The sequence below is a fragment of the Flagellimonas sp. CMM7 genome, from assembly GCF_021390195.1.
Classification (GTDB): Bacteria; Bacteroidota; Bacteroidia; order Flavobacteriales; family Flavobacteriaceae; genus Flagellimonas.
Map to the genome: position 1 here is coordinate 764516 of NZ_CP090003.1, position 23843 is coordinate 788358.

At 42.2% G+C, this 23843-nt stretch carries 19 protein-coding genes; 12 read left to right on the top strand and 7 right to left on the bottom strand.

The window, feature by feature from the left end; all coding sequences use genetic code 11:
• Positions 1-51 precede the first annotated feature (51 nt).
• Positions 52-693 (top strand): O-methyltransferase, encoded by a 642-nt coding sequence (locus LV704_RS03525; protein WP_163421715.1) that lies wholly within the window; start codon positions 52-54, stop codon positions 691-693.
• Here the strand turns inward: LV704_RS03525 and LV704_RS03530 are convergent.
• The 6 genes from LV704_RS03530 to LV704_RS03555 all read right to left on the bottom strand — a co-directional run bounded on the left by LV704_RS03530 (position 647) and on the right by LV704_RS03555 (position 6105).
• Entirely contained in the window at positions 647-1231 is a 585-nt protein-coding gene (locus tag LV704_RS03530) for a phosphatase PAP2 family protein (RefSeq protein ID WP_163421714.1), read from the bottom strand. The genes LV704_RS03525 and LV704_RS03530 overlap by 47 nt on opposite strands.
• A 3-nt stretch (positions 1232-1234) precedes the next feature.
• Complete coding sequence (locus LV704_RS03535; RefSeq protein ID WP_163421713.1) at positions 1235-1513, bottom strand: twin-arginine translocase TatA/TatE family subunit; 279 nt, start codon at positions 1511-1513, stop codon at positions 1235-1237.
• 83 nt (positions 1514-1596) lie between these two features.
• Positions 1597-3912 carry a M1 family metallopeptidase gene (locus LV704_RS03540; protein ID WP_163421712.1) on the bottom strand — a complete coding sequence of 772 codons (2316 nt, stop codon included), beginning with the start codon at positions 3910-3912 and terminating at the stop codon, positions 1597-1599.
• A 61-nt stretch (positions 3913-3973) separates the two neighbouring features.
• Positions 3974-4492 carry a DUF6702 family protein gene (locus tag LV704_RS03545; RefSeq protein ID WP_163421711.1) on the bottom strand — a complete coding sequence of 173 codons (519 nt, stop codon included), beginning with the start codon at positions 4490-4492 and terminating at the stop codon, positions 3974-3976.
• A 94-nt stretch (positions 4493-4586) separates the two neighbouring features.
• Complete coding sequence (locus LV704_RS03550) at positions 4587-5375, bottom strand: hypothetical protein (RefSeq protein WP_163421710.1); 789 nt, start codon at positions 5373-5375, stop codon at positions 4587-4589.
• Positions 5365-6105 carry a hypothetical protein gene (locus LV704_RS03555; protein WP_163421709.1) on the bottom strand — a complete coding sequence of 247 codons (741 nt, stop codon included), beginning with the start codon at positions 6103-6105 and terminating at the stop codon, positions 5365-5367. The genes LV704_RS03550 and LV704_RS03555 overlap by 11 nt, the downstream gene beginning before the upstream one ends.
• A 216-nt stretch (positions 6106-6321) precedes the next feature.
• Here LV704_RS03555 and LV704_RS03560 point away from each other — a divergent pair, with 216 nt between their 5' ends.
• The 9 genes from LV704_RS03560 to LV704_RS20015 all read left to right on the top strand — a co-directional run bounded on the left by LV704_RS03560 (position 6322) and on the right by LV704_RS20015 (position 20717).
• Complete coding sequence (locus LV704_RS03560; protein ID WP_233782136.1) at positions 6322-8982, top strand: bZIP transcription factor; 2661 nt, start codon at positions 6322-6324, stop codon at positions 8980-8982.
• Positions 8969-10147, top strand: coding sequence for a gliding motility-associated C-terminal domain-containing protein (locus tag LV704_RS03565; RefSeq protein ID WP_163421707.1), 1179 nt, complete (start codon positions 8969-8971; stop codon positions 10145-10147). The genes LV704_RS03560 and LV704_RS03565 overlap by 14 nt, the downstream gene beginning before the upstream one ends.
• 161 nt (positions 10148-10308) lie before the next feature.
• A complete protein-coding gene (locus LV704_RS03570) occupies positions 10309-15954 on the top strand; it encodes a hypothetical protein (protein ID WP_233782137.1) in 5646 nt (1881 codons plus the stop codon).
• Positions 15955-15960: 6 nt separating this feature from the next.
• A complete protein-coding gene (locus LV704_RS03575; protein ID WP_163421706.1) occupies positions 15961-16968 on the top strand; it encodes a hypothetical protein in 1008 nt (335 codons plus the stop codon).
• 23 nt (positions 16969-16991) lie between these two features.
• Complete coding sequence (locus LV704_RS03580) at positions 16992-17642, top strand: hypothetical protein (RefSeq protein ID WP_163421705.1); 651 nt, start codon at positions 16992-16994, stop codon at positions 17640-17642.
• A gap of 3 nt (positions 17643-17645) precedes the next feature.
• Positions 17646-18821 (top strand): gliding motility-associated C-terminal domain-containing protein, encoded by a 1176-nt coding sequence (locus LV704_RS03585; RefSeq protein WP_163421704.1) that lies wholly within the window; start codon positions 17646-17648, stop codon positions 18819-18821.
• A gap of 72 nt (positions 18822-18893) precedes the next feature.
• Positions 18894-19628, top strand: coding sequence for a M15 family metallopeptidase (locus LV704_RS03590; RefSeq protein WP_163421703.1), 735 nt, complete (start codon positions 18894-18896; stop codon positions 19626-19628).
• A 39-nt stretch (positions 19629-19667) separates the two neighbouring features.
• On the top strand, positions 19668-20432 hold the full coding sequence (locus LV704_RS03595; RefSeq protein ID WP_163421702.1) for a M48 family metalloprotease: 765 nt from the start codon (positions 19668-19670) through the stop codon (positions 20430-20432).
• 117 nt (positions 20433-20549) lie between these two features.
• Positions 20550-20717, top strand: coding sequence for a DUF6747 family protein (locus tag LV704_RS20015; protein WP_317164632.1), 168 nt, complete (start codon positions 20550-20552; stop codon positions 20715-20717).
• Positions 20718-20821: 104 nt separating this feature from the next.
• Here the strand turns inward: LV704_RS20015 and LV704_RS03600 are convergent, their stop codons facing one another.
• Positions 20822-21214, bottom strand: coding sequence for an ankyrin repeat domain-containing protein (locus LV704_RS03600; protein ID WP_163421701.1), 393 nt, complete (start codon positions 21212-21214; stop codon positions 20822-20824).
• 207 nt (positions 21215-21421) lie between these two features.
• Between LV704_RS03600 and gpmI the strand changes: the two genes are divergently transcribed.
• Both gpmI and map read left to right on the top strand, forming a co-directional pair.
• Complete coding sequence (gpmI, locus tag LV704_RS03605; protein WP_163421700.1) at positions 21422-22939, top strand: 2,3-bisphosphoglycerate-independent phosphoglycerate mutase; 1518 nt, start codon at positions 21422-21424, stop codon at positions 22937-22939.
• Positions 22940-23000: 61 nt separating this feature from the next.
• Positions 23001-23819, top strand: a complete 819-nt coding sequence (gene map / locus LV704_RS03610; protein ID WP_163421699.1) for a type I methionyl aminopeptidase — start codon at positions 23001-23003, stop codon at positions 23817-23819.
• The last annotated feature ends 24 nt before the right edge of the window (positions 23820-23843 follow it).

Sequence of the window (23843 nt, forward strand, 5' to 3'; positions counted from 1 at the left end):
AAAGTGAAATCCTAATGTAGTTCTTTTCTATATTTTTACGAAAATTTAAGCATGCATTTCCTATCACCTTTATTGGAAAATTATATCATGGACAACTCTGAGGCTGAACCTGAAATTCTCACAGAACTGACAAGGGAAACCCATTTAAAAGTGATACAACCCAGAATGATTACAGGACATTTTCAAGGTAGGGTGCTCAGCTTGCTCTCAAAAATTATAGCTCCCAAAAACATTCTTGAAATTGGGACCTACACAGGCTATTCTGCAATCTGTTTAGCTGAAGGACTTCAAAAGACCGGAAAGTTGTATACAATCGAGATAAATGAAGAACTACATGATTTACAGCGTAGGTATTTTGATAAAAGTGGTTATGGAAATCAAATTGTGCAACACACGGGTGACGCTTTGGAGATAATACCAACGCTAGACATTTGTTTTGACCTCATCTTTATTGATGCTCAAAAGGTAAATTATGATGCTTATTTTGAGGCTGTCATAAAAAAAACAAGATCTGGCAGTATCATTCTTTCTGATAACGTTTTATGGTCAGGAAAGGTTATTGAACCGCTCGTTAAATCTGATAAGGCCACTGCTGTTCTGATTGACTACAACCAAAAACTGAAAGATGACCCAAGGGTGGAAACCGTTATTCTTCCCGTGAGGGATGGATTGACCCTGAGTAGGGTAAAATAAAACGATTGTATACTTTATAAAAAAGTATTCCAGAAAAAATACCAACTAAAGCCCCTATAATAATATCTAGAGGATAATGAACGCCAACATATATTCTACTTATTGCAAATAGCAGTGGCCATATAAAAAACAATACCATCCACTTAACCTTTTTTCTAAGGAAAAGAAAAACCAAAACGGTTATGGAAAAAGAACTTGCCGCATGTCCTGAAAAAAAACTGTAATCTGTAGGGCTTTTTAAAACACGAATCAAAGTATTTATTTCTTCTGTATTGTTTGGCCTAAGACGTCCTACCCATGTTTTAGTGAAGTGCGTAACAGTAATGATGAAAAACACCAAGCCAAAAACGGTCATTAGTTTAAAAAATGCCTCTTTCTTCGGAAATTTCAATATAAGAAGCACTATGAACAATAGAAATAAGGGAATCCAGGTGGTAATATTGGTAATGATGGACCAGAAAAAATCAAACTCTTTAGCACCTAACCCGTTGAAGTAAATAAAGGTATCCCTATCCCACTTAAGAAGTTTCTCTAACATGGGTTATTTAGTGCTTCTTTTAACGGCACCAGTAACCTCATCTACATTTTTCTTGACCTCATTAATTTCTTTCCTGATATCTTTTGTGAAATCCGTATCAATACCCTGTTTTTCAGCACTTTTTTGAATTTCGCGCTTTATATCATCTGTGGCATCACGCAATTGTCGCATTCCCTTACCCAGTCCTTTGGCAATTCCCGGGATTTTATCCGCACCAAATACCATCACCACTATAAAGAGGATAAAAAAGATTTCGGCACCGCTTATAAATAGAAAATGCATAGAACAAATATAATGAGAACTTGGTAGTAAAATAAAAAAAAGCCCTGTGAAATCACAGGGCTCTTAACATTCATTTTGAGTTATTACTTGCCTTTGATATTTTCTTTGAACTTATCAAAGTCAGATTTCTCTTCTTTAATTGGCCAAGAATTATTGGCAGTATCAATATCTGCAGTCTCTAATTTTGGGTCAACTATAATACCAACCAATTCTTTTTCTGAAGAAATTACCCTTTTTACTTCGGCATCATTCTTTCTCCAAATTTCGGCGGGGTATGTAACATTTTCCTTGGTTCCATCTGCATAAGTGTATTCAACAATCAATGGCATTGGAATACCTCCTGGTTTGTCAAAAGTAACTTCGTAGAAATATTTAGGCTCTACCACCGCAGCTCTTTCGGCCTCGGTCATGTTGTCCATCATAAATTCTTTCAAGTTTTGAGAAGTTTCTGTTGGTGACTTCCCCTTTAACTCAGGAGAAAAATCTTCACTGTCCTCCTCTGCCAAATATACCAATGGCGGCAAATCAGCTTCCGTTAAATTTCTGTCAGCCATGTATTTTTCCATTTCTTTGGTAGGCTTATCAGAAACATAGTATTTTTTTACACCCTTAACGCCTATATCCACATAATCCGTGGTGTAGAACCAACCTCTCCAATACCAGTCCAAATCTACTGCAGATGCATCTTCCAAGGTTCTGAAGAAATCTTCTGGGGTTGGGTGCTTAAATTTCCAACGTTGTGCATAGGTTTTAAATGCATGGTCGAACAATTCTTTGCCCATAACGGTTTCTCTCAAAATATTTAAAGCTGTAGCCGGTTTTCCATATGCATTTGGCCCAAGTTGATACACATTTTCTGGGTTCGACATAATGGGTGAAATATGGCTTTGATCTCCACTCATATAAGGTACTATTTTAGAAGGCTCCCCTCTACGAGATGGGTAGTTACCATTTGGAGCAATTACATCTGGGTAGTTTTTACCAAACTCTTGCTCTGCTAAATATTGCATAAAAGTATCTAAACCTTCATCCATCCATCCCCACTGACGTTCATCAGAATTTACAATCATAGGGAAGAAGTTGTGACCAACTTCATGAATGATAACGCTGATCATTCCATATTTTGTTCTATCAGAATACGTACCATCTTCATTAGGACGTCCATAGTTCCAGCAAATCATTGGATACTCCATGCCTTGATTTTTTGCATGCACAGAAATCGCTTTGTGATAAGGATAATCAAATGTATGCTTAGAGTACGTTTCTAAAGTTTGTGCAACTGCTTTTGTAGATTGTTCTTCCCAAAGTGGGTTTCCTTCTTTCGGATATAATGAAACAGCCATTACGTCTTTACTGCCAATTTTTACGGCCTGCATGTCCCAAATAAACTTTCGGGAAGTTGCAAAACCATAATCGCGTACATTGGTAGCTTTAAATTTCCAAGTCTTTTTCTTTTCTGAAAAACCTTTTTCAGCTGCTTCTGCCTCTTCTTGCGTTACTATGACCACTGGCTTATCATAAGACTTTTTGGCCATTTCGTATCGTTTCATCATATCTTTTGAGAAGACTTCTTTTCTGTTCTGTAATACTCCTGTGGCATCCAAAACATGATCTGCTGGCACAGTAATGTTCACATTATAGTTGCCAAACGGAAGTGCAAATTCTCCGCTACCCCAAAACTGGTGGTTTTGCCATCCCTCCACATCACTATATACTGCCATACGCGGGAAGAATTGCGCAATTACATAGGCACGATTTCCATCTTTTGGAAAATACTCATAACCTGAACGTCCTCTTCCATTAACATGGTCGTTAATATTGTACCACCACTTAATAGAAAAAGAAATTTGCTCACCGCTCTTTAAAGGTTGAGGAATATTCAGTCGCATCATCGTTTGGTTGATCGTATATGACAATGGTCTGCCATTGGCATCTTTCACATATTCAATATTGAAGCCACCATCAAAAGGCTCACTAACATAAGTATTTGCGAAGTTTCCCGTTGTGTAAGCAAAGTTTACACCATTGCCATTCCTTAATGGGGATTTAGAATCCTTAGCACGAACATTTTGGTCCAATTGCACCCAAAGGAACTCTAGATTATCTGGAGAATTGTTAAAATAGGTAATGGTCTCTTCTCCATATATTTTGGAGTTTTTATCATCCAATTCAATATTCATATCATAATCTGCCCGCTGTTGGTAATAATCAGGGCCAGGAGCTCCTGAAGCAGAACGATATGTGTTTGGAGTAGCAAACTCCTCATACAACTGTTTAAACTTGCTTTGATTGTAATGGCCCGGATCTCGTTCCTCTTTTACTTCACCCTCTTCTTGTGCTATGGCCATAGCACCAAAAAGGAACAACATAGAAGCAAAGTAATACTTGATTTTGTTCATTTTCTTTTTGATTTTAAAACGTTGAAAAATAACTTTTTTTTAACCAACTGTTAAGGATTCGTTATAAGTTTAACATTCCTTTATTATTCTCTTTGATCAGTACAAAACTCTTCTTCTGTCCATTCCATTTTACATGGACAACGTTTTGTTGCTCTTCAAACATATCGGTTAAAATTTCATTTTGGATGGATATTGACTTTAGTTCAGAAAAATTTACATCGGTCAACTCTAAATAACAAAGCACTACATCATTATCATATTTTTTTCCCAAAAAGGAATAATGCGCTATTTCACCATTAAGTTCAATGGCAAATTTTGCCTTAAAGTATTTTTTAATGTATTCATCAGAAACTTTGGCTTCATCCTTAGTAGCCAACTTAGCGTTAATATCGTACCGCTCTTTTAATAGCTCTTCCAAGTCATCAATAAAAATGCGACTGGTAATCTGAAATGAAGCGTTTTTTTCTGAATACACCACATTGGTCACGCTAACATAGAACTTATGCGCTACTGTAAAAGATAAAAACAGAACTGCCATTATTGGCAAAGCCATGTTTCTTATCAATCTTAAATTCATCATATTACAATAGTATTGTTAACCTGTTTTATGTTACACTATTTCTCAAGAAATTCTTTCCACTCTCAACAGTACAAACCACATGCCAATTTATGGATTAATCCAGACTATTGTTTTTTCGATAGTCTCGGCTCTTTAAAACCAAAAAATCCCACAGCTTTAATTTATCCTTTGCATCTACCGTCTTTTGAAACTGTTCATCAACTTCGCAGAAATACATAAAATCCTCAATTTTTTCCGAAGGAATTTTTAAGGTGACCACAAAAAGGGAATCAACATAAAAATCTTGAACTCTTTGTGTTCTTGCATAAGCCTTATCTACTTTGACCCTATTTTTCAGCATTTTTGTCCGTCCAGTAATAGCATTGATGATAGGATCAAGAGGTGGGGTTAAAATCATCCCTACATTAAATTTTCCAAAAGTAGCCTGTTGTAGTTTACGTTGACTTTGTGATGGTATTTTTTGATGGGCATTTGGTAATCCCAACGCCTCCGCACTTACATCTTTTTCCAATTGCAATCCACCCAAATCTTGCCCCAAATCTCCAGAAAGATCATAAGGTTTCACCACTACTTCACTTAGCTCATTTACAAATTCTTCCAGAGGAACTGTTATAAAACTTGTATTGAAAAGCACTTCATTGACCGGTAAAATTTTTCTTTTAAACTGAACAGCGGAAAATACAAGGGTATCATTCAGTTTTATCAAAATGGAAAAGTTTCCATCAATATCGGTAATTACAGCACGTTCGGTGGTAACATTCTGTACAACAACCCCAACAACATCTTTGCCTTTACTATAAACTTTTCCTCTTAATTCCTTTTGTTGGGCGCTAACCGAAAAAGCAACCAAGAACAACAATGAAAAAAGGAGCTTAATCCTCATCCAACTCGGTTAAATATGTTTTACTATGGGTTACCAAAAAATCAATCAACTGAAACTCATTCTCCTTCCGCAGTAAGGTTTGGGATGGTACTTTATCGTCACAGTAAATTAAAAAAGCATCTATTTTATCTTGGGGCAACTTTAAGTCAACCACAAAAAATTCATCTTCATATACTTGGCGTAATACTTCACTAACCTTTAAAGGTGTTTTATCCTCACCATCTTCCTTCTTGGAATTGAACATTGCCTTAAAAATGTTCACAAAATTAATTCCGTCTCGCATTCCACGTACACTGCGCGATTCAGCTACATTTTCCACTTCTGTGCTACGATCAATTTCATATTCAAAACCTTTAAAATTATCATTTTTCACTTCTAGAAATTTCTGCTGATTTTCTGGGGTGATGACCACTTCATCTAATTGCGTCACTTTTTCTGTTACCTCGACCACCAATCTGTTGTTGTTCAAAATTTCTGGTGTAATCGTAACCACCTCCAACTGATAATTCACTGCAGTAAAGACCAGTTGATCCCCTTCTTTCACCAAAATGACGAATTGTCCATCATCATTGGTAATTGTAGCGGTTTCAGAAGTAGAATTAATAACATTTTCATTGGCAACATTACTGCCTCTGTACAGCACCTTGCCTCGCAAAACCTGCCTGTTATCCTGCGCTAGCGCAGCAATTGAGAAAATAAAAGAAAATAAAAGTAGGATAGTGTTTTTCATAAAAAGCCATTTAGCTCAAGTTAAAGAAAACCCTTGAGAAGCATATAAAAAAATAAACGTACTCTAAACTTTTGTTAATTCTATAAAATGGCTTGATTCACAGGCATGTCCGTTCACCATAGAACTACGGTATTTTGACGGTAATAATTAGAATAATCCGATCATAAAGTTAGTTTTGTCAATTACGTTTTGAAAACCCTCAAATATTCAAACACTGTGAAAGCACGTATAACATATTTAGTCATTTGCCTACTAGTGACTGCTTCGCTTAAAGCCCAGATTAAAATTGGTGATAATCCACAGAACTTGGATTCAGCATCAGTTTTGGAGTTGGAAAGTAACTCCCGGGTATTGGTTATTACCAGAATGACAACAATACAAATGGAAAATACATCTCCCTTAAGAGGGGCCGTGGTCTATAATACAGATACACAATGTGTACATTTTTATGATGGAGCTCTTTGGATCAATCTTTGTGATCGACCAGATGAACAAACCTTTAGTACGGATGCCATCGTAAATTTTAGTCCAACCATGATTATTACACCTGACGCCAATGGCACCAACTTTAACTTTGAAGTTGGAGAAATAAGAGGTGAAAATATTGTGGATACCTCTATAAATGGTTCTGTTGACATACAGGAAGGCTCTATTACAGGTCTTCAATTACAGGATGCTACAGTATCCTTTGATAAATTAGCAGATGGAACGGCTACTGGAGAGCTTTTGCAATGGAATGGTGCCGAATGGGTATTAATAGATGAAACTGGCTTAACGGTAACCGAAATTGATGGGGTTGTTGGGAATGAAGTTAGGGACGCTGCAGACGGAACTTTGGTCCGCACAGGTTTAGGAACGGACGCAAATCCTTTTGTATTGGATGTTAGTGTAGGAGGAATAACAAATTTAGAGCTAGGAGCTGATGCGGTTACCACGGATAAAATTTTAAATGGTGAAGTGGATGCAGATGATATTGCGAATGATGCGATAACAAATTTGAAGATGGCGAATGATGCTATCGATACTGATGAAATTGTCGATGATGCCATAACAGCAGATAAAATAGATGTTAGTGTCGCTGGAACGGGGCTCACGCAGAACTTGGCGACCGGGGCCCTAGATGTCGATGTCGCATCCTTGACAGGAGACGGTGACATCATTTCCGCAGACCTGACCGTGACAGGCGGAACAGATGCCGCATTCACCAATGTAAATCTGGAGATAACGGCGGGCGCTGTGGGAAACACAGAGCTAGCTGCGGATGCAGTGACTACGGACAAGATAGCCATTGGAGCGGTGGAATCAACAGACATTGCAGTGGATGCCGTAAATGCAGCTGCAATAAACGTGGATGTAGCGGGAAACGGACTTACACAGAACTTGGCGACCGGGGCCCTAGATGTCGATGTCGCATCCTTGACAGGGGACGGTGACATCACTTCCGCAGACCTGACCGTGACAGGCGGAACAGATGCCGCATTCACCAATGTAAATCTGGAGATAACAGCGGGCGCTGTGGGAAACACAGAGCTAGCTGCGGATGCAGTGACTACGGACAAGATAGCCATTGGAGCGGTGGAATCAACAGACATTGCAGTGGATGCCGTAAATGCAGCTGCAATAAACGTGGATGTAGCGGGAAACGGACTTACACAGAACTTGGCGACCGGGGCCCTAGATGTCGATGTCGCATCCTTGACAGGGGACGGTGACATCACTTCCGCAGACCTGACCGTGACAGGCGGAACAGATGCCGCATTCACCAATGTAAATCTGGAGATAACAGCGGGCGCTGTGGGAAATACAGAGCTAGCTGCGGATGCAGTGACTACGGACAAGATAGCCATTGGAGCGGTGGAATCAACAGACATTGCAGTGGATGCCGTAAATGCAGCTGCAATAAACGTGGATGTAGCGGGAAACGGACTTACACAGAACTTGGCGACCGGGGCCCTAGATGTCGATGTCGCATCCTTGACAGGGGACGGTGACATCACTTCCGCAGACCTGACCGTGACAGGCGGAACAGATGCCGCATTCACCAATGTAAATCTGGAGATAACAGCGGGCGCTGTGGGAAACACAGAGCTAGCTGCGGATGCAGTGACTACGGACAAGATAGCCATTGGAGCGGTGGAATCAACAGACATTGCAGTGGATGCCGTAAATGCAGCTGCAATAAACGTGGATGTAGCGGGAAACGGACTTACACAGAACTTGGCGACCGGGGCCCTAGATGTCGATGTCGCATCCTTGACAGGGGACGGTGACATCACTTCCGCAGACCTGACCGTGACAGGCGGAACAGATGCCGCATTCACCAATGTAAATCTGGAGATAACAGCGGGCGCTGTGGGAAATACAGAGCTAGCTGCGGATGCAGTGACTACGGACAAGATAGCTGATGGTACCATAACCAATGATGATATAAATGCTGCTGCTGCTATTCTGGGAACCAAAATAAACCCCGACTTCGGAGCGCAAGATGTACTTACCAATGGAGATTTTATTGATACTGGGGTTGTAATAGTACCAGACTTCGTATTTGAAAAGTACTATGGAGGCTTTTCAAATCTTAATGTAGATTATAAATTTAGAAGTTTGGAAACTGTAGAAGCTTTTATCAAAGAACATAATCATCTACCGGGAATAAGGTCTGCCTATGAAATCAAAAAATCAAGGGAGTACCGTTTGACAGAATCTTCTTTGAATCACTTGGAGAAAATAGAAGAGTTGTTTCTTCATACAATAGAACAGGAAAAGAAGATTGAAGAACTAAAATCTGACAACGAAAAACTGATAGAAGAAGTTAATTCTCTAAAGGCTGATATAAAACTTATTAAGAATATGCTTTCCGAAAAAGATGAAAATAAGTAGTAACATTCTCTTCTATACAGCACTTTTTCTATTCGCCAGCTTTACCCAGGCTCAAACTGGCCTATATAATAGCGGGAACATTCGTATACACCCAAATGGCAATCTAGGTTTTCACACCAATTTGATTAATGAGGTAACTTTTGATCAAAATCAGGGATTGGCTGGGTTTTATGGAGATAATGTCATTCAAGTTTCCGGGAGCATCTCCCCTACTTTTAATGATATTGAGGTAATGGCTTCCAACAATGTCTTTTTGCAGAATTCAGTCAATGTGCTTAACAATGTAAACTTTGTGGATGGCGATGTTCTTTCTCCGCTCAATGACCAAACAACCTATCTTAATTTTTCCAATAATGGTTTTTTCACGGGTGAAAATGATACCTCCAAAGTAACTGGATTTGCAGCAATTACTAACCGAAGTATTTTTTCTTTTGCTGTAGGTGACCAATTGCAGTTGAGACCTTTACTTTTAGAATCTCAAAATGAAACAGCTCTAGCGGTATGCGCATATTTTTTTGAGAACCCTTCTAACCCATCCTCAATTGTAGAAAGTTATAATGTGGAGGAAAAAGTAAGGGATATTGGTACAGTGACCAATCGGGAATTTTGGATTATACAGAGTGATCAAACAGCGACAGTAACCATTAGTTGGAATGAAAGAAGCGCTTTGAGTCTAATTCCAAATACCACGGCAGACGCAATTATTGTAGTTGGTTGGAGCAAACAAGCAAACCAATGGGTCGTTATTGGTAATTCAGCTTTAAGTGGCGATATTTCTCAGGGGTTTGTTACCTCTCAACCCTTTGTACCCAGTGATTACGAAGCCATCACCTTTGGAACAGTTCCATTACCAACAGATACTTTTGCAGTAAACAACCCTACATTGGGCAACTATTTTTTAAGTCCAAATGGAGACGGTACCAATGAATTTTTAGTACTTGAAGGCATGTCCGAATCTCCAAACAATAGCTTAAGAATATTTAATCGTTTTGGGCAAAAGGTTTTTGAAAAGATAAATTATGTTGATGAATTCACAGGAATTTCAAATACAGGAAGCCTTTTGCTAAGCCAGGATATTGGCCTTCCCGAAGGCGTTTATTATTATCTGGCCACCTTGGATGATTTAGAATTAGAATATCAAGGTTTCCTTTTTCTAAACAGGTGAACTGTAGGAATAATACTTCAAATACATTGTGTTAAATAATTAAAAGCTAGTGTTTTGAGACGTTAACATTCATTTTACAACATTCTTATCTTACTACACAACATTTAGTGGTTCTTCTCTGCTGATGCCCTTATTTTTAGCCAGCTATCAAACAAGTTGCGATGATATTGAGAAGAATTTTACCCTTTTTTGCCCTATTTTTTTCCGTTTTTGTCTTTTCTCAGGTTAAGGTTGGTTCCAATCCAAACGTGATTGACACTTCGTCAATCCTTGAATTGGAAAGCTCCAATAAGGCACTCGTCTTAACAAGATTGACATCAGCACAAATGCAAAGTATTGACCCATTAAATGGTGCTTTGGTATATAATATCGAAACATCATGTGTCCATTATTACAATGGAGTACAATGGGTTAATCTTTGTAATTCTTCTAATACATCAAATCTAACATTTGTCGATAACAACGATGGAACTTTCTCCATTCTTGATGATGGTATAGTAATTTTTACATCCTCAGATTTAACAGGACCTGCAGGACCGCAGGGGTCGTCAGGAACAGACGGAACAGATGGTGCGGACGGCGACTCAGCCTACCAGATAGCGGTGGCCAACGGGTTCACAGGTACCGAGGCGGCATGGCTGACATCACTCGAAGGTGCTGATGGAACTAACGGAACAGATGGTATAGACGGAACGGACGGTGCGGACGGCGACTCAGCTTACCAGATAGCGGTGGCCAACGGGTTCGTAGGTACCGAGGCGGCATGGCTCACATCACTCGAAGGTACAGATGGTGCAGATGGAACCAATGGTATAGACGGTGCGGACGGTGCGGACGGCGACTCAGCCTACCAGATAGCGGTGGCCAATGGGTTCACAGGTACCGAGGCGGCATGGCTGACATCACTCGAAGGTGCTGATGGTGCAGATGGAACTAACGGAACAGATGGAACCAATGGTATAGACGGAACGGACGGTACAGATGGTGCAGATGGTGCGGACGGCGACTCAGCTTACCAGATAGCGGTGGCCAACGGGTTCACAGGTACCGAGGCGGCATGGCTCACATCACTCGAAGGTGCTGATGGTTCAGATGGAACTAACGGAACCAATGGTATAGATGGTATAGACGGAACGGACGGCGACTCCGCCTACCAGATAGCGGTGGCCAACGGGTTCGTAGGTACCGAGGCGGCATGGCTCACATCACTCGAAGGTGCTGATGGAACTAACGGAACCAATGGTATAGACGGAACAAACGGTACAGATGGTGCAGATGGTGCAAACGGGGACTCAGCTTACCAGATAGCGGTGGCCAACGGGTTCGTAGGTACCGAGGCGGCATGGCTCACATCACTCGAAGGTGCCGATGGAACAAACGGAACAGATGGAATCAATGGTATAGACGGAACAAACGGTACAGATGGTGCGGATGGTGCGGACGGCGACTCAGCCTACCAGATAGCGGTGGCCAACGGGTTCACAGGTACCGAGGCGGCATGGCTCACATCACTCGAAGGTGCTGATGGTACCGATGGTGCCGATGGAACAAACGGTACAGATGGTGCAGATGGTGCGGATGGTGCAAACGGGGACTCAGCCTACCAGATAGCGGTGGCCAACGGGTTCGTAGGTACCGAGGCGGCATGGCTGACATCACTCGAAGGTACAGATGGTGCAGATGGTGCGGACGGCGACTCAGCTTACCAGATAGCGGTGGCCAACGGGTTCACAGGTACCGAGGCGGCATGGCTGACATCACTCGAAGGTGCTGATGGTACCGATGGTGCCGATGGAACAAACGGAACAGATGGTATAGACGGAACGGACGGTGCAGACGGTGCGGACGGCGACTCAGCTTACCAGATAGCGGTGGCCAACGGGTTCGTAGGTACCGAGGCGGCATGGCTCACATCACTCGAAGGTGCTGATGGTGCAGATGGTGCGGACGGAACCAACGGAACAGATGGTGCGGATGGTGCGGACGGGGACTCAGCCTACCAGATAGCGGTGGCCAACGGGTTCGTAGGTACCGAGGCGGCATGGCTCACATCACTCGAAGGTGCTGATGGAACTAACGGAACCAATGGTATAGACGGAACAAACGGTACAGATGGTGCAGATGGTGCAAACGGGGACTCAGCTTACCAGATAGCGGTGGCCAACGGGTTCACAGGTACCGAGGCGGCATGGCTCACATCACTCGAAGGTGCTGATGGTACCGATGGTGCCGATGGAACAAACGGAACAGATGGTATAGACGGAACGGACGGTGCGGACGGCGACTCAGCCTACCAGATAGCGGTGGCCAACGGGTTCGTAGGTACCGAGGCGGCATGGCTGACATCACTCGAAGGTGCTGATGGTACCGATGGTGCCGATGGAACAAACGGGACAGATGGTATAGACGGAACAGATGGTATAGACGGAACGGACGGTGCGGACGGTGCGGACGGCGACTCAGCTTACCAGATAGCGGTGGCCAACGGGTTCACAGGTACCGAGGCGGCATGGCTGACATCACTCGAAGGTACCGATGGTACCGATGGTGCTGATGGAACAAACGGAACAGATGGAACAAACGGAACAGATGGTGCAGACGGTGCAGACGGTGCGGACGGCGACTCAGCTTACCAGATAGCGGTGGCCAACGGGTTCACAGGTACCGAGGCGGCATGGCTGACATCACTCGAAGGTACAGATGGTGCAGATGGTGCGGACGGCGACTCAGCTTACCAGATAGCGGTGGCCAACGGGTTCACAGGTACCGAGGCGGCATGGCTGACATCACTCGAAGGTGCTGATGGTACCGATGGTGCCGATGGAACTAACGGAACAGATGGTGCAGACGGTGCGGACGGTGCAGACGGTGCCGATGGAACAAACGGGACAGATGGTATAGACGGAACAGATGGTGCGGATGGTGCGGACGGGGACTCAGCTTACCAGATAGCGGTGGCCAACGGGTTCACAGGTACCGAGGCGGCATGGCTGACATCACTCGAAGGTGCTGATGGTACCGATGGTGCCGATGGAACAAACGGAACAGATGGTATAGACGGAACGGACGGTGCGGACGGTGCGGACGGCGACTCCGCCTACCAGATAGCGGTGGCCAACGGGTTCACAGGTACCGAGGCGGCATGGCTGACATCGCTCGAAGGTGCTGATGGTACCGATGGTGCAGATGGAACAAACGGGACAGATGGTATAGACGGAACAGATGGTATAGACGGAACGGACGGTGCGGACGGTGCGGACGGCGACTCAGCTTACCAGATAGCGGTGGCCAACGGGTTCACAGGTACCGAGGCGGCATGGCTGACATCACTCGAAGGTGCTGATGGTACCGATGGTGCCGATGGAACAAACGGAACAGATGGTATAGACGGAACGGACGGCGACTCAGCTTACCAGATAGCGGTGGCCAACGGGTTCGTAGGTACCGAGGCGGCATGGCTGACATCACTCGAAGGTACAGATGGTGCAGATGGTGCGGACGGCGACTCAGCTTACCAGATAGCGGTGGCCAACGGGTTCACAGGTACCGAGGCGGCATGGCTGACATCACTCGAAGGTGCTGATGGTACCGATGGTGCCGATGGAACAAACGGAACAGATGGTATAGACGGAACGGACGGTGCAGACGGTGCGGACGGCGACTCAGCTTACCAGATAGCGGTGGCCAACGGGTTCACAGGTACCGAGGCGGCATGGCTCACATCACTCGAAGGTGCTGATGGTGCCGATGGAACTAACGGAACAGATGGTGCAGATGGTGCGGACGGAACCAACGGAACAGATGGTGCGGATGGTGCGGACGGGGACTCAGCCTACCAGATAGCGGTGGCCAACGGGTTCGTAGGTACCGAGGCGGCATGGCTCACATCACTCGAAGGTGCTGATGGAACTAACGGAACCAATGGTATAGACGGAACAAACGGTACAGATGGTGCAGATGGTGCAAACGGGGACTCAGCTTACCAGATAGCGGTGGCCAACGGGTTCACAGGTACCGAGGCGGCATGGCTCACATCACTCGAAGGTGCTGATGGTACCGATGGTGCCGATGGAACAAACGGAACAGATGGTATAGACGGAACGGACGGTGCAGACGGTGCGGACGGCGACTCAGCCTACCAGATAGCGGTGGCCAACGGGTTCGTAGGTACCGAGGCGGCATGGCTGACATCACTCGAAGGTGCTGATGGTACCGATGGTGCCGATGGAACAAACGGGACAGATGGTATAGACGGAACAGATGGTGCAGATGGTGCGGACGGCGACTCAGCTTACCAGATAGCGGTGGCCAACGGGTTCACAGGTACCGAGGCGGCATGGCTCACATCACTCGAAGGTACCGATGGTACCGATGGTGCTGATGGAACAAACGGAACAGATGGAACAAACGGAACAGATGGTGCAGACGGTGCAGACGGTGCGGACGGTGCGGACGGCGACTCAGCTTACCAGATAGCGGTGGCCAACGGGTTCGTAGGTACCGAGGCGGCATGGCTGACATCACTCGAAGGTACAGATGGTGCAGATGGTGCGGACGGCGACTCAGCTTACCAGATAGCGGTGGCCAACGGGTTCACAGGTACCGAGGCGGCATGGCTGACATCACTCGAAGGTGCTGATGGTACCGATGGTGCCGATGGAACTAACGGAACAGATGGTGCAGACGGTGCGGACGGTGCAGACGGTGCAGACGGTGCGGACGGCGACTCAGCCTACCAGATAGCGGTGGCCAACGGGTTCACAGGTACCGAGGCGGCATGGCTGACATCACTCGAAGGTGCTGATGGTTCAGATGGAACTAACGGAACCAATGGTATAGATGGTATAGACGGAACGGACGGCGACTCCGCCTACCAGATAGCGGTGGCCAACGGGTTCACAGGTACCGAAGCGGCATGGCTCACATCACTCGAAGGTGCTGATGGTACCGATGGTGCCGATGGAACAGATGGAACCAATGGTGTAGACGGAACGGACGGTGCAGATGGTGCGGACGGTGCGGACGGCGACTCAGCCTACCAGATAGCGGTGGCCAACGGGTTCGTAGGTACCGAAGCGGCATGGCTGACATCACTCGAAGGTGCTGATGGTACCGATGGTGCTGATGGAACTAACGGGACAGATGGTGCGGACGGTGATGGCTTTACGGGAGGGTCATACTCCCCAGCAACCGGAATAGCGACATTCACATCAGATGACGGTCTTGGGTTCTCAACAGGGGACCTTAGGGGTGCCACAGGACCTGCGGGACCAGTAGGGCCTCCACAGACGTTAAGTAAATCTGGGGTTACTATTTCTTTAAGTGACGGAGGTGGGTCCGTAGACGAAACAACAACAACATTAACTCAAAATAATACTACAGGAGTAATTACCTATACTAACGAAGCATCTACTCCTCAAACGGCAAATACAGTCGGGGTTGAAACAAATAATAGCATTACAGTAGCAGCCAATGGAGGTGCTTTTTATGAAAGCCCAATTAAAGCATTTGGTAAAATTGCTTCTAATGGATCAGTGACCAAAGCTACCGCAGGAGTTACGGTCACAAAACTTGGTGGAAATGGCCGTTATCGTGTTAATCTACCGGCTGGATTAGTATCGGATGCAAACTATATCATTCAATTGACTCAACCGGGCAGAGGTGGAGCTGGAAATGATGACCCCGGCATATCTTACAATAACCAGACATCATCAAGCTTTGAGGTCATAGTTGGTGATAACGACAATGGTGGAGGCGATCGATTCCGTTTTAATTCTGAATTCATGTTTACCATTTTAGATTTATAGATAGATATGAGAAAAATAATCGCAATTTTAATTCTAATGGCCAACTTTTCTTATGCTCAAATTGAGGCAGGTTTACTGTTTAGTCTCACTACTGGAAATACTTCCGAAATAAACGCTATTACCGGTATGCAACAAGGACAAATGTTATTCAATACCGATACTCGCGAACTATTTGTTTTCAATGGGAATAATTGGGTAACTACTGCAAATTCTAACTGGCTTTTAACTGGAAATGCGGGAAACGCCGGATCATTCTTAGGTACAACCAATGATATCAGTATGGATATAAGGTCTAATAATATCAGTACTCTTGAGGTTGGAAGACGACAAACTCTAGGGTTAGTTCAAAATTATAATGATTATACGGATGGGAATCAATACCTGACTTATCTTAAAGGAACTAATGGAGTTTCAGCCTTACAATTTCAGGCAGATGCCGCTGCCTTTTATAAGCCTATGTTCTTTACCGATAGCGATGGAAACTTTAGACTTAAAGGGAGTGCAGCAGGCACTGACTTTTTTGAAATTGGATCTAATGGAGTTTCCAATGCTGGGGAATTAGAATTTATCATCGCCGATGATGGTGCTGAACCTTTTCTTTTTAAACGCTTTGATTATAGAGACCAACAACTTAAAGAGCTTTTTAGAATTCAAGGAAGTGCAAATGCACAAAATGCAAAACCCAGAGTAGGCGTAAATACAGGACAGATGGCCAATTCAACCCTTGAGGTTAATGGATCTGTGTCCACTGCAATCGTAAGAATCACGAATAATATTACCCTTACAGAAGATCATCATACTATTATCATGACAGGAGGTTCCCCAAATATAACCTTACCAAATGCAAATAGTTGTCAAGGGAGGGTTTACATTGTTAAGAACTATTCAGGCGGTACCAGGTTCAGTTCAACCTATAGGGCTGATAATGGAGGAACCAGTACTCAAATCCGTAATGGGAGATGCTATACTTTTCAGAGTGACGGTGTAGAGTGGCAACAAATAATGAGAGACTAGGATAGATCTTTAAAAAAGAAAAAATGAGAGTACCCATATTTGTTATTTTATTGTTTTCATTTTTGACCATAGCAGCTCAAACTCCTACAGCGGGTGAATTGATACAGGTACACAACGCCACTTCAATAGAAATGAATTCTATAAATAGCCCTATTGATGGATCTATTATATACAATACAACTACCCGTAGTTTACATTTTTATAGCAACTCCAACTGGGTAGAAGTACCTAATGTGGCCAATACCTACGTTGGTGCCTTTCAAATTACCGGTTTGGGAAATCAAAATATAATCGGACTTCCCTTTGAGCCAAGTAGCATTACATTTTCAGCGCATGCAAATGTTGAAAGTTATAATTTAAACTCTGATAACGCCGTTGGTAACAATAATACTGGAATTGCCAATTCTTTTGGGTCCATGAACGGTTTTGCAAGAAACGATGGCAACACTATTGCGGAACAGGTAATATATGTAGGTGGAAGTGGAAATTCCATCAATGACATTTCAAGATATGCTTCTAACTCGCATTGTATTGGTTTAAGATATGGCAACCAAAACGGAAATAATCTTGGGATTACATCTGCAACAGTTACAAGTTTTAACACAGATGGTTTCACGATTAATACGGACAGTTTTGCCGATGGAATTGTAGTAATATATCAAGCCTTTAGGTAATCTATGAAAAAATCAACCAGATATATACAGTTATTTTTATTGGGAATATTCCTAAATAAGTTCATGGTTTCCAATGCACAAGATGCGATTCATAATTTTGGAAATCTTCAATTTCATACAACTGCCTCTGTTGGATTTCATATTAACTTGATAGATGATGGTGTCTTTGATAAAAATCAAGGACTAACCGGTTTTTATAGCCAAAATCAGTTGAGAGTTTCCGGGACTTCAAGCCCAATTTTTGATGACTTGGAAATTGTTGCAGAAAACGGGTTAATTCTTGAAACTTGGATGGGAGTCACTAACAATCTAAACTTTGTTGTAGGTGATATCATTACTTCAAAAAATGAAAATAACAGTTATCTCAATTTCATAGATACTTCATTTTATGCTGGTTCTGGAAACCTCACTCATATTAACGGATATGCAGGTGCCACAAACAAGGAACTGATTACTTTTCCGGTAGGTGATGGTGACCGGATAAGGCACCTTACATTGACATCTGATGCAATTAACAGTTTGGCCAGATGTGCTTATTTTAATGAAGACCCCAACAATCCCATTTCTTTAACTCAACAATTTAATACCGACAACAAGGAATTTGATGACTTACAAATAAGTGAATTAGAGTTCTGGCGATTAGAAGGTAATCAACCTTCGGTAGTAAACTTAACTTGGGACATTAACAGCAATACAGGATTACTGGCTGAAGATATTGAAAACCTAATGGTTGTTGGTTGGAACAAGACAGAAAATAGGTGGGAAAGATTAGGTAATTCTTCTATTTCTGGAAATATGCAAGTAGGCAGCATTACTTCAGAAACTTTTGTTCCAGACGACTATGAAATAATTACTTTAGGAGGCACCGATGATCTTTTGGAGCCTTTTACCGTTTTAGACTTGGATAATTACTTTTTGACCCCAAATGATGATGGCGTAAATGACTTTTTATTGATAGAAGGTATTGAAAATACTCCCAATAATCTTCTTAACATTTACAACCGCTATGGTGTTCTGGTCTACTCTAAGTTGAACTATTCCAATGAATTCAAGGGTCAATCTAATCGTAATACAGTAATTAGCAGAAGTTCTGGATTATCCGCAGGAATTTATTTTTACACTCTTACAGTAAATGATACTCGAGAAAAATTTCAAGGGTATATGTATATTTCTGATTAAGAATGGTCCGTCCTTAGATTCAGTAAGACTGAAAAATACTTCTTAACTTGTCCCATAAATCAAATCCATTCTATGAAAAGAAGGACTTTCATCAAAAAAACAGCGGTTTCAGGTCTTGCCTGTACTTTTCCACCGGTTTTAACTCTTAATTCCGACCCAGACTATTCTATTCTTGAACTTATGGGCAAAGCTGAAATAGCGCTTTATGGAGAGGGCATTAATTTAAGGGAAGAGGCATATGAGGCTTTTGTGAAAATGAAAAAAGCCGCATATTCAGATGGCTTTGATATTAAAATGGTATCAAGTTTTAGGGATTTTTACAGACAGGAGGGTATTTGGGAACGAAAGTACTTGCGTTACACGGAAGATGATGAAATGCAACCTTTGGAAGCCATTGATAAAATTATAGAATACTCAACAATCCCCGGTACCAGTAGACATCATTGGGGAACCGATATTGATATTATTGATGGATACCCTAAAGTTACGGGAGATGTTCTGGTTCCTGAAAAATTTGAAGAAGGAGGTCCGTTTATGAAGTTTAAGGCATGGCTTGATGAAAACTCGGAAAGTTTTGGATTTTATTTGGTATATACTGACGAACCTAAAAGAAGAGGTTTCAAATACGAGCCTTGGCATTACAGCTATGCCCCCATATCAATCCCTATGTTGACTGCCTTCAGAAAAAAGAATATTCTTAGGCTACTTCAAAATGAAGATTTTGTGGGCTGCGAACATTTTACAACAGGATTTCTAAAGACTTACATTCAAAATAATATTTTAGATATCAATCAAAACCTGTTATAAGCCTTTTTTGTATCTTGAATCTCTAAGAACACTATTACCATGAGAAGAGGAAGTTGGAAAATTCGTATCCTTATCGGCTTAGCTATCGTAGCTTTTGCGTTTATCCAACGCTGCAGCAACAAAGAAGAAAATCCATATACGGGAAGAGTTCAAAATATAAACATGTCGGCCGATCAAGAGATTGCTATTGGTTTGCAAAGCGCTCCAGAAATGGCGCAGCAACATGGTGGGTTGTATCCAGATGAAAGAATGCAGGCTTTGGTAGATGCTGTTGGCAATAAGCTCATTCAAAATAGTATCGCAAGAGAAACACCCTACAAATATGATTTTCATTTATTGGCTGATGATAGGGCCATAAATGCATTTGCATTGCCAGGCGGTCAGTGTTTTATTACCTATGCCCTATTCTCTCAACTTACAGAAGCACAATTGGCCGGAGTACTTGGTCATGAAATTGGCCACGTAATTGGCAGACACTCGGCTGAACGCATTGCCGAAAGTAGTTTTTGGCAAACTTTGGCAACCGGTGCATCAGTTGGTGGTGATATGGGAAGTTTGGTAAGCGGTATTGGCCAGAACACATTATTGAAAAATGGTAGAGGTGATGAACTGGAAAGTGATGAATTGGGTGTGTTGTTCATGATCCAGGCTGGATATGATCCATATGAGATGATTAAGGTCATGGAAATTTTAAAATCTGCTGCTGGCCCCAATAGAGTTCCGGAATTTCAAAGTACCCATCCTGATCCAGAAAACAGGATTGAAAAAATTAAGGAAGCCATTGAAAAATATTCCGGTCGATAGAATCGGTATGTTCATCGATTAAAACTTTCTATTCGCCAGTTTTGACTACCTTTGATTGACCCCAAATCATAAATACCTATCTATAACCTCCTTTGTGCTATCTAACGAGAAGAACACATGGGAACACTATTACATTTCAAAAGTCTTTACACGGAAGCGTTTGATGACTGCAGACCTAGCTTTATTGTCCTTTTGCTAAAAGGATATGCTATATTTTGTGCCATACTGTTATTTATGGCACTATACGCATTTTTATATCGAGCTTTTACAGGGTTTGATTTTTAAAAAACGAGAATCGTTTACTCTTTTACATGAACACTATTAAAGTAGATGAATAAAAAAGCCCATCCTTTGGATGGGCTTTTTGCTGAATGAATAAACTCCTCAATTTATTTCTTCATAGCCAATTTAAGTATTTCCATTGCTTCTACAGCATTTGATAGTTCCGCATATTTTTTCGCAGTATACCCTTTGTCACATCGCTTTTTCACGTTTGCTCCATTAGCAATAAGCAGCTCCAAAATTTCTGTTTGATTATAACGAGCTGCAAAATGGATTGGAGCCATTCCCAGTGATTTTTGATTTACATCCTCTCCCAATTCGATAAGCTTTTTTACTGTTTCAAAATCTCCTTTCACAATTGCTTTGCAAAACGAATTAATCTCAACAGAAACCTCTGTCAAATTTAAATCAACTTCAAAAGTTGATGTTGTTTCATTGGCGCATACGCCTGTAACCGTCAGCATACATGCTGCCGCTACTGTTAGGATTGTTTTTTTCATGATGAATAATTTTTGATTATAGATTTAACTCATATAAAAATAGACTCCGTCAATCCTCAAATGTTACAGCATTAACACTTAAATAACTAAACTTTAACAACACCGTTTTTTTTAACATAAATTATTAACAAATCCGCATGTAGAAAAGCCCAAAAAGACTAGGGCATCCAGCTAAATCATTATATTTTTGAAGCTCAATACAACATCATGAACAAGAAGACAATCCTAATGATATTGGATGGGTGGGGTAAATCTCCCGACCCAAAAATTTCGGCCATAGCTCAAGCAAATACTCCATTTGTAGATTCTTTATATTCCAAATACCCAGATGCAAACCTGCTTACAGACGGAATGAATGTAGGCCTTCCAGAAGGTCAGATGGGTAATAGCGAAGTAGGTCACATGAATTTGGGAGCAGGTAGGATAGTCTATCAAGATCTGGCAAAAATCAATAAAGCCGTAAAAGAGAATACCCTTAAACAAGAGGTGGTTTTAATGGAAGCTTTCAATTATGCCAAGTCTAACAACAAACCTGTACATTTTTTAGGTTTGGTAAGTGATGGTGGGGTACATAGTCATATAGACCACCTAAAGGCTTTAATAAAAGCATGTGATGAAAGTGGGGTGCAAAAATCCTTTGTTCATGCATTTACAGACGGCAGGGATGTAGATCCAAAAAGTGGGAAAGAATTTTTGCAGGATGTGACGGACTATTGCTCAGATAAAAATGCCAAACTTGCAACCGTTATAGGAAGGTATTATGCCATGGACCGAGATAAAAGATGGGAACGAGTTAAATTGGCCTATGATGTATTGGTTAATAATGAAGGAGAAAAGGTTCAGGATGTTTCTAAGGCCATTCAAAAAAGTTATGATGAAGGTATTACCGATGAATTCATTAAGCCATTGGTCTTAACCGATACGTTATCTAAACCTTTAACAAAAATTGAGAATGGAGATGTTATCATTTTCTTCAATTTTAGAACGGATAGAGGAAGGGAACTCACCCAAGCACTAAATCAGCAAGATTTTCATGAACAAAATATGCATAAGTTGGACTTGTACTACGTTACCATGACCAATTATGATGATTCGTTCAAAGATGTTAAAGTTGTATATGATAAAGAAAATCTGAAAGATACGCTAGGAGAAGTTCTAGCCAGAAACGGAAAAAAACAAATACGCATTGCAGAAACAGAGAAGTACCCTCATGTAACCTTCTTCTTCAATGGAGGTAGAGAAGAACCTTTTGATGGAGAAAAGAGAATTCTATGTCCTTCACCTAAAGTGGCTACCTACGATTTGAAGCCAGAAATGAGTGCTTATGAAATTAGGGACGCCATTATACCAGAATTGAAAAAAGGAGAGGCTAGTTTTGTATGCCTCAACTTTGCCAACCCAGATATGGTGGGGCATACGGGGATTATGGAAGCTGCAATTAAAGCCTGTGAAACCGTTGATGAATGCGCCAAAGATGTCATTGCAGCTGGTTTAGAAAATGGTTATTCAACTATTGTGATTGCCGATCATGGAAACTGCGACACTATGGTAAACCCAGATGGAAGTCCCAATACAGCCCATACAACAAATCCTGTTCCGCTTATACTAGTGGACAATGATATTAAAGAAATAAAAGATGGTGTATTAGGTGATATAGCTCCAACTATTTTAAAATTAATTGGAGTTGAAAAACCTTCACTAATGACTCAAGAGTCATTGATATAGGGAAAATTGTCTTGTTTCTTATCAAACCGTAATTAATTGATTTCCTCTTATCTTTGCCCCCATGATAAAGATTAAGACTGCAGAGGAGATTGAACTAATGCGAGAAAGTGCATTGGTGGTTTCCAGAACTTTAGGGATGTTGGCCTCTGAGATTAAACCTGGGGCAAATCCATTACACCTGGACAAGCTGGCTGAAGATTTTATTCGAGAGCAAGGAGCGGAGCCTGGTTTTTTGGGTATGTATGACTTTCCAAATACTTTGAATTGGAGTCCAAATGCACAAGTTGTGCATGGTATTCCAAATAATGAATTGCTCAAAGATGGAGACGTGGTGTCTGTAGACTGCGGAGCATTCAAAAATGGGTTTTATGGTGATCATGCATATACTTTTGAAGTTGGCGAAGTAGCGGAAGACACCAAAAAATTACTCAGAATCACAAAGGAATCCTTATATATGGGAATCCGCGAATTTAAGCTTGGAAATCGTGTTGGAGATGTTGGTTTTGCCATTCAAAATTATTGTGAGAACCATGGTTATGGTATCGTAAGAGAATTGGTAGGTCATGGATTGGGCACTGAACTTCATGAAGACCCCCAAATGCCCAACTATGGCAAACGCGGCCGTGGAAAAAAGTTTGTAGATGGAATGGTGGTAGCCATTGAGCCTATGGTAAATATGGGAACCAGAAGAATAAAACAGCTTAAAGATGGGTGGACCATTTTGACAGCTGATGGGAAACCCAGTGCTCATTTTGAACATGATGTAGCCCTTGTGGGTGGAAAACCCGAACTGCTTTCCACTTTCCAATATATTTATGATGCCCTTGGTATTGTAAACAACGAAGAAGCAGAGTTTAGAAGTAAAAAATTACAACTTTAGACCACACCATCTTGCTTTTGCTAG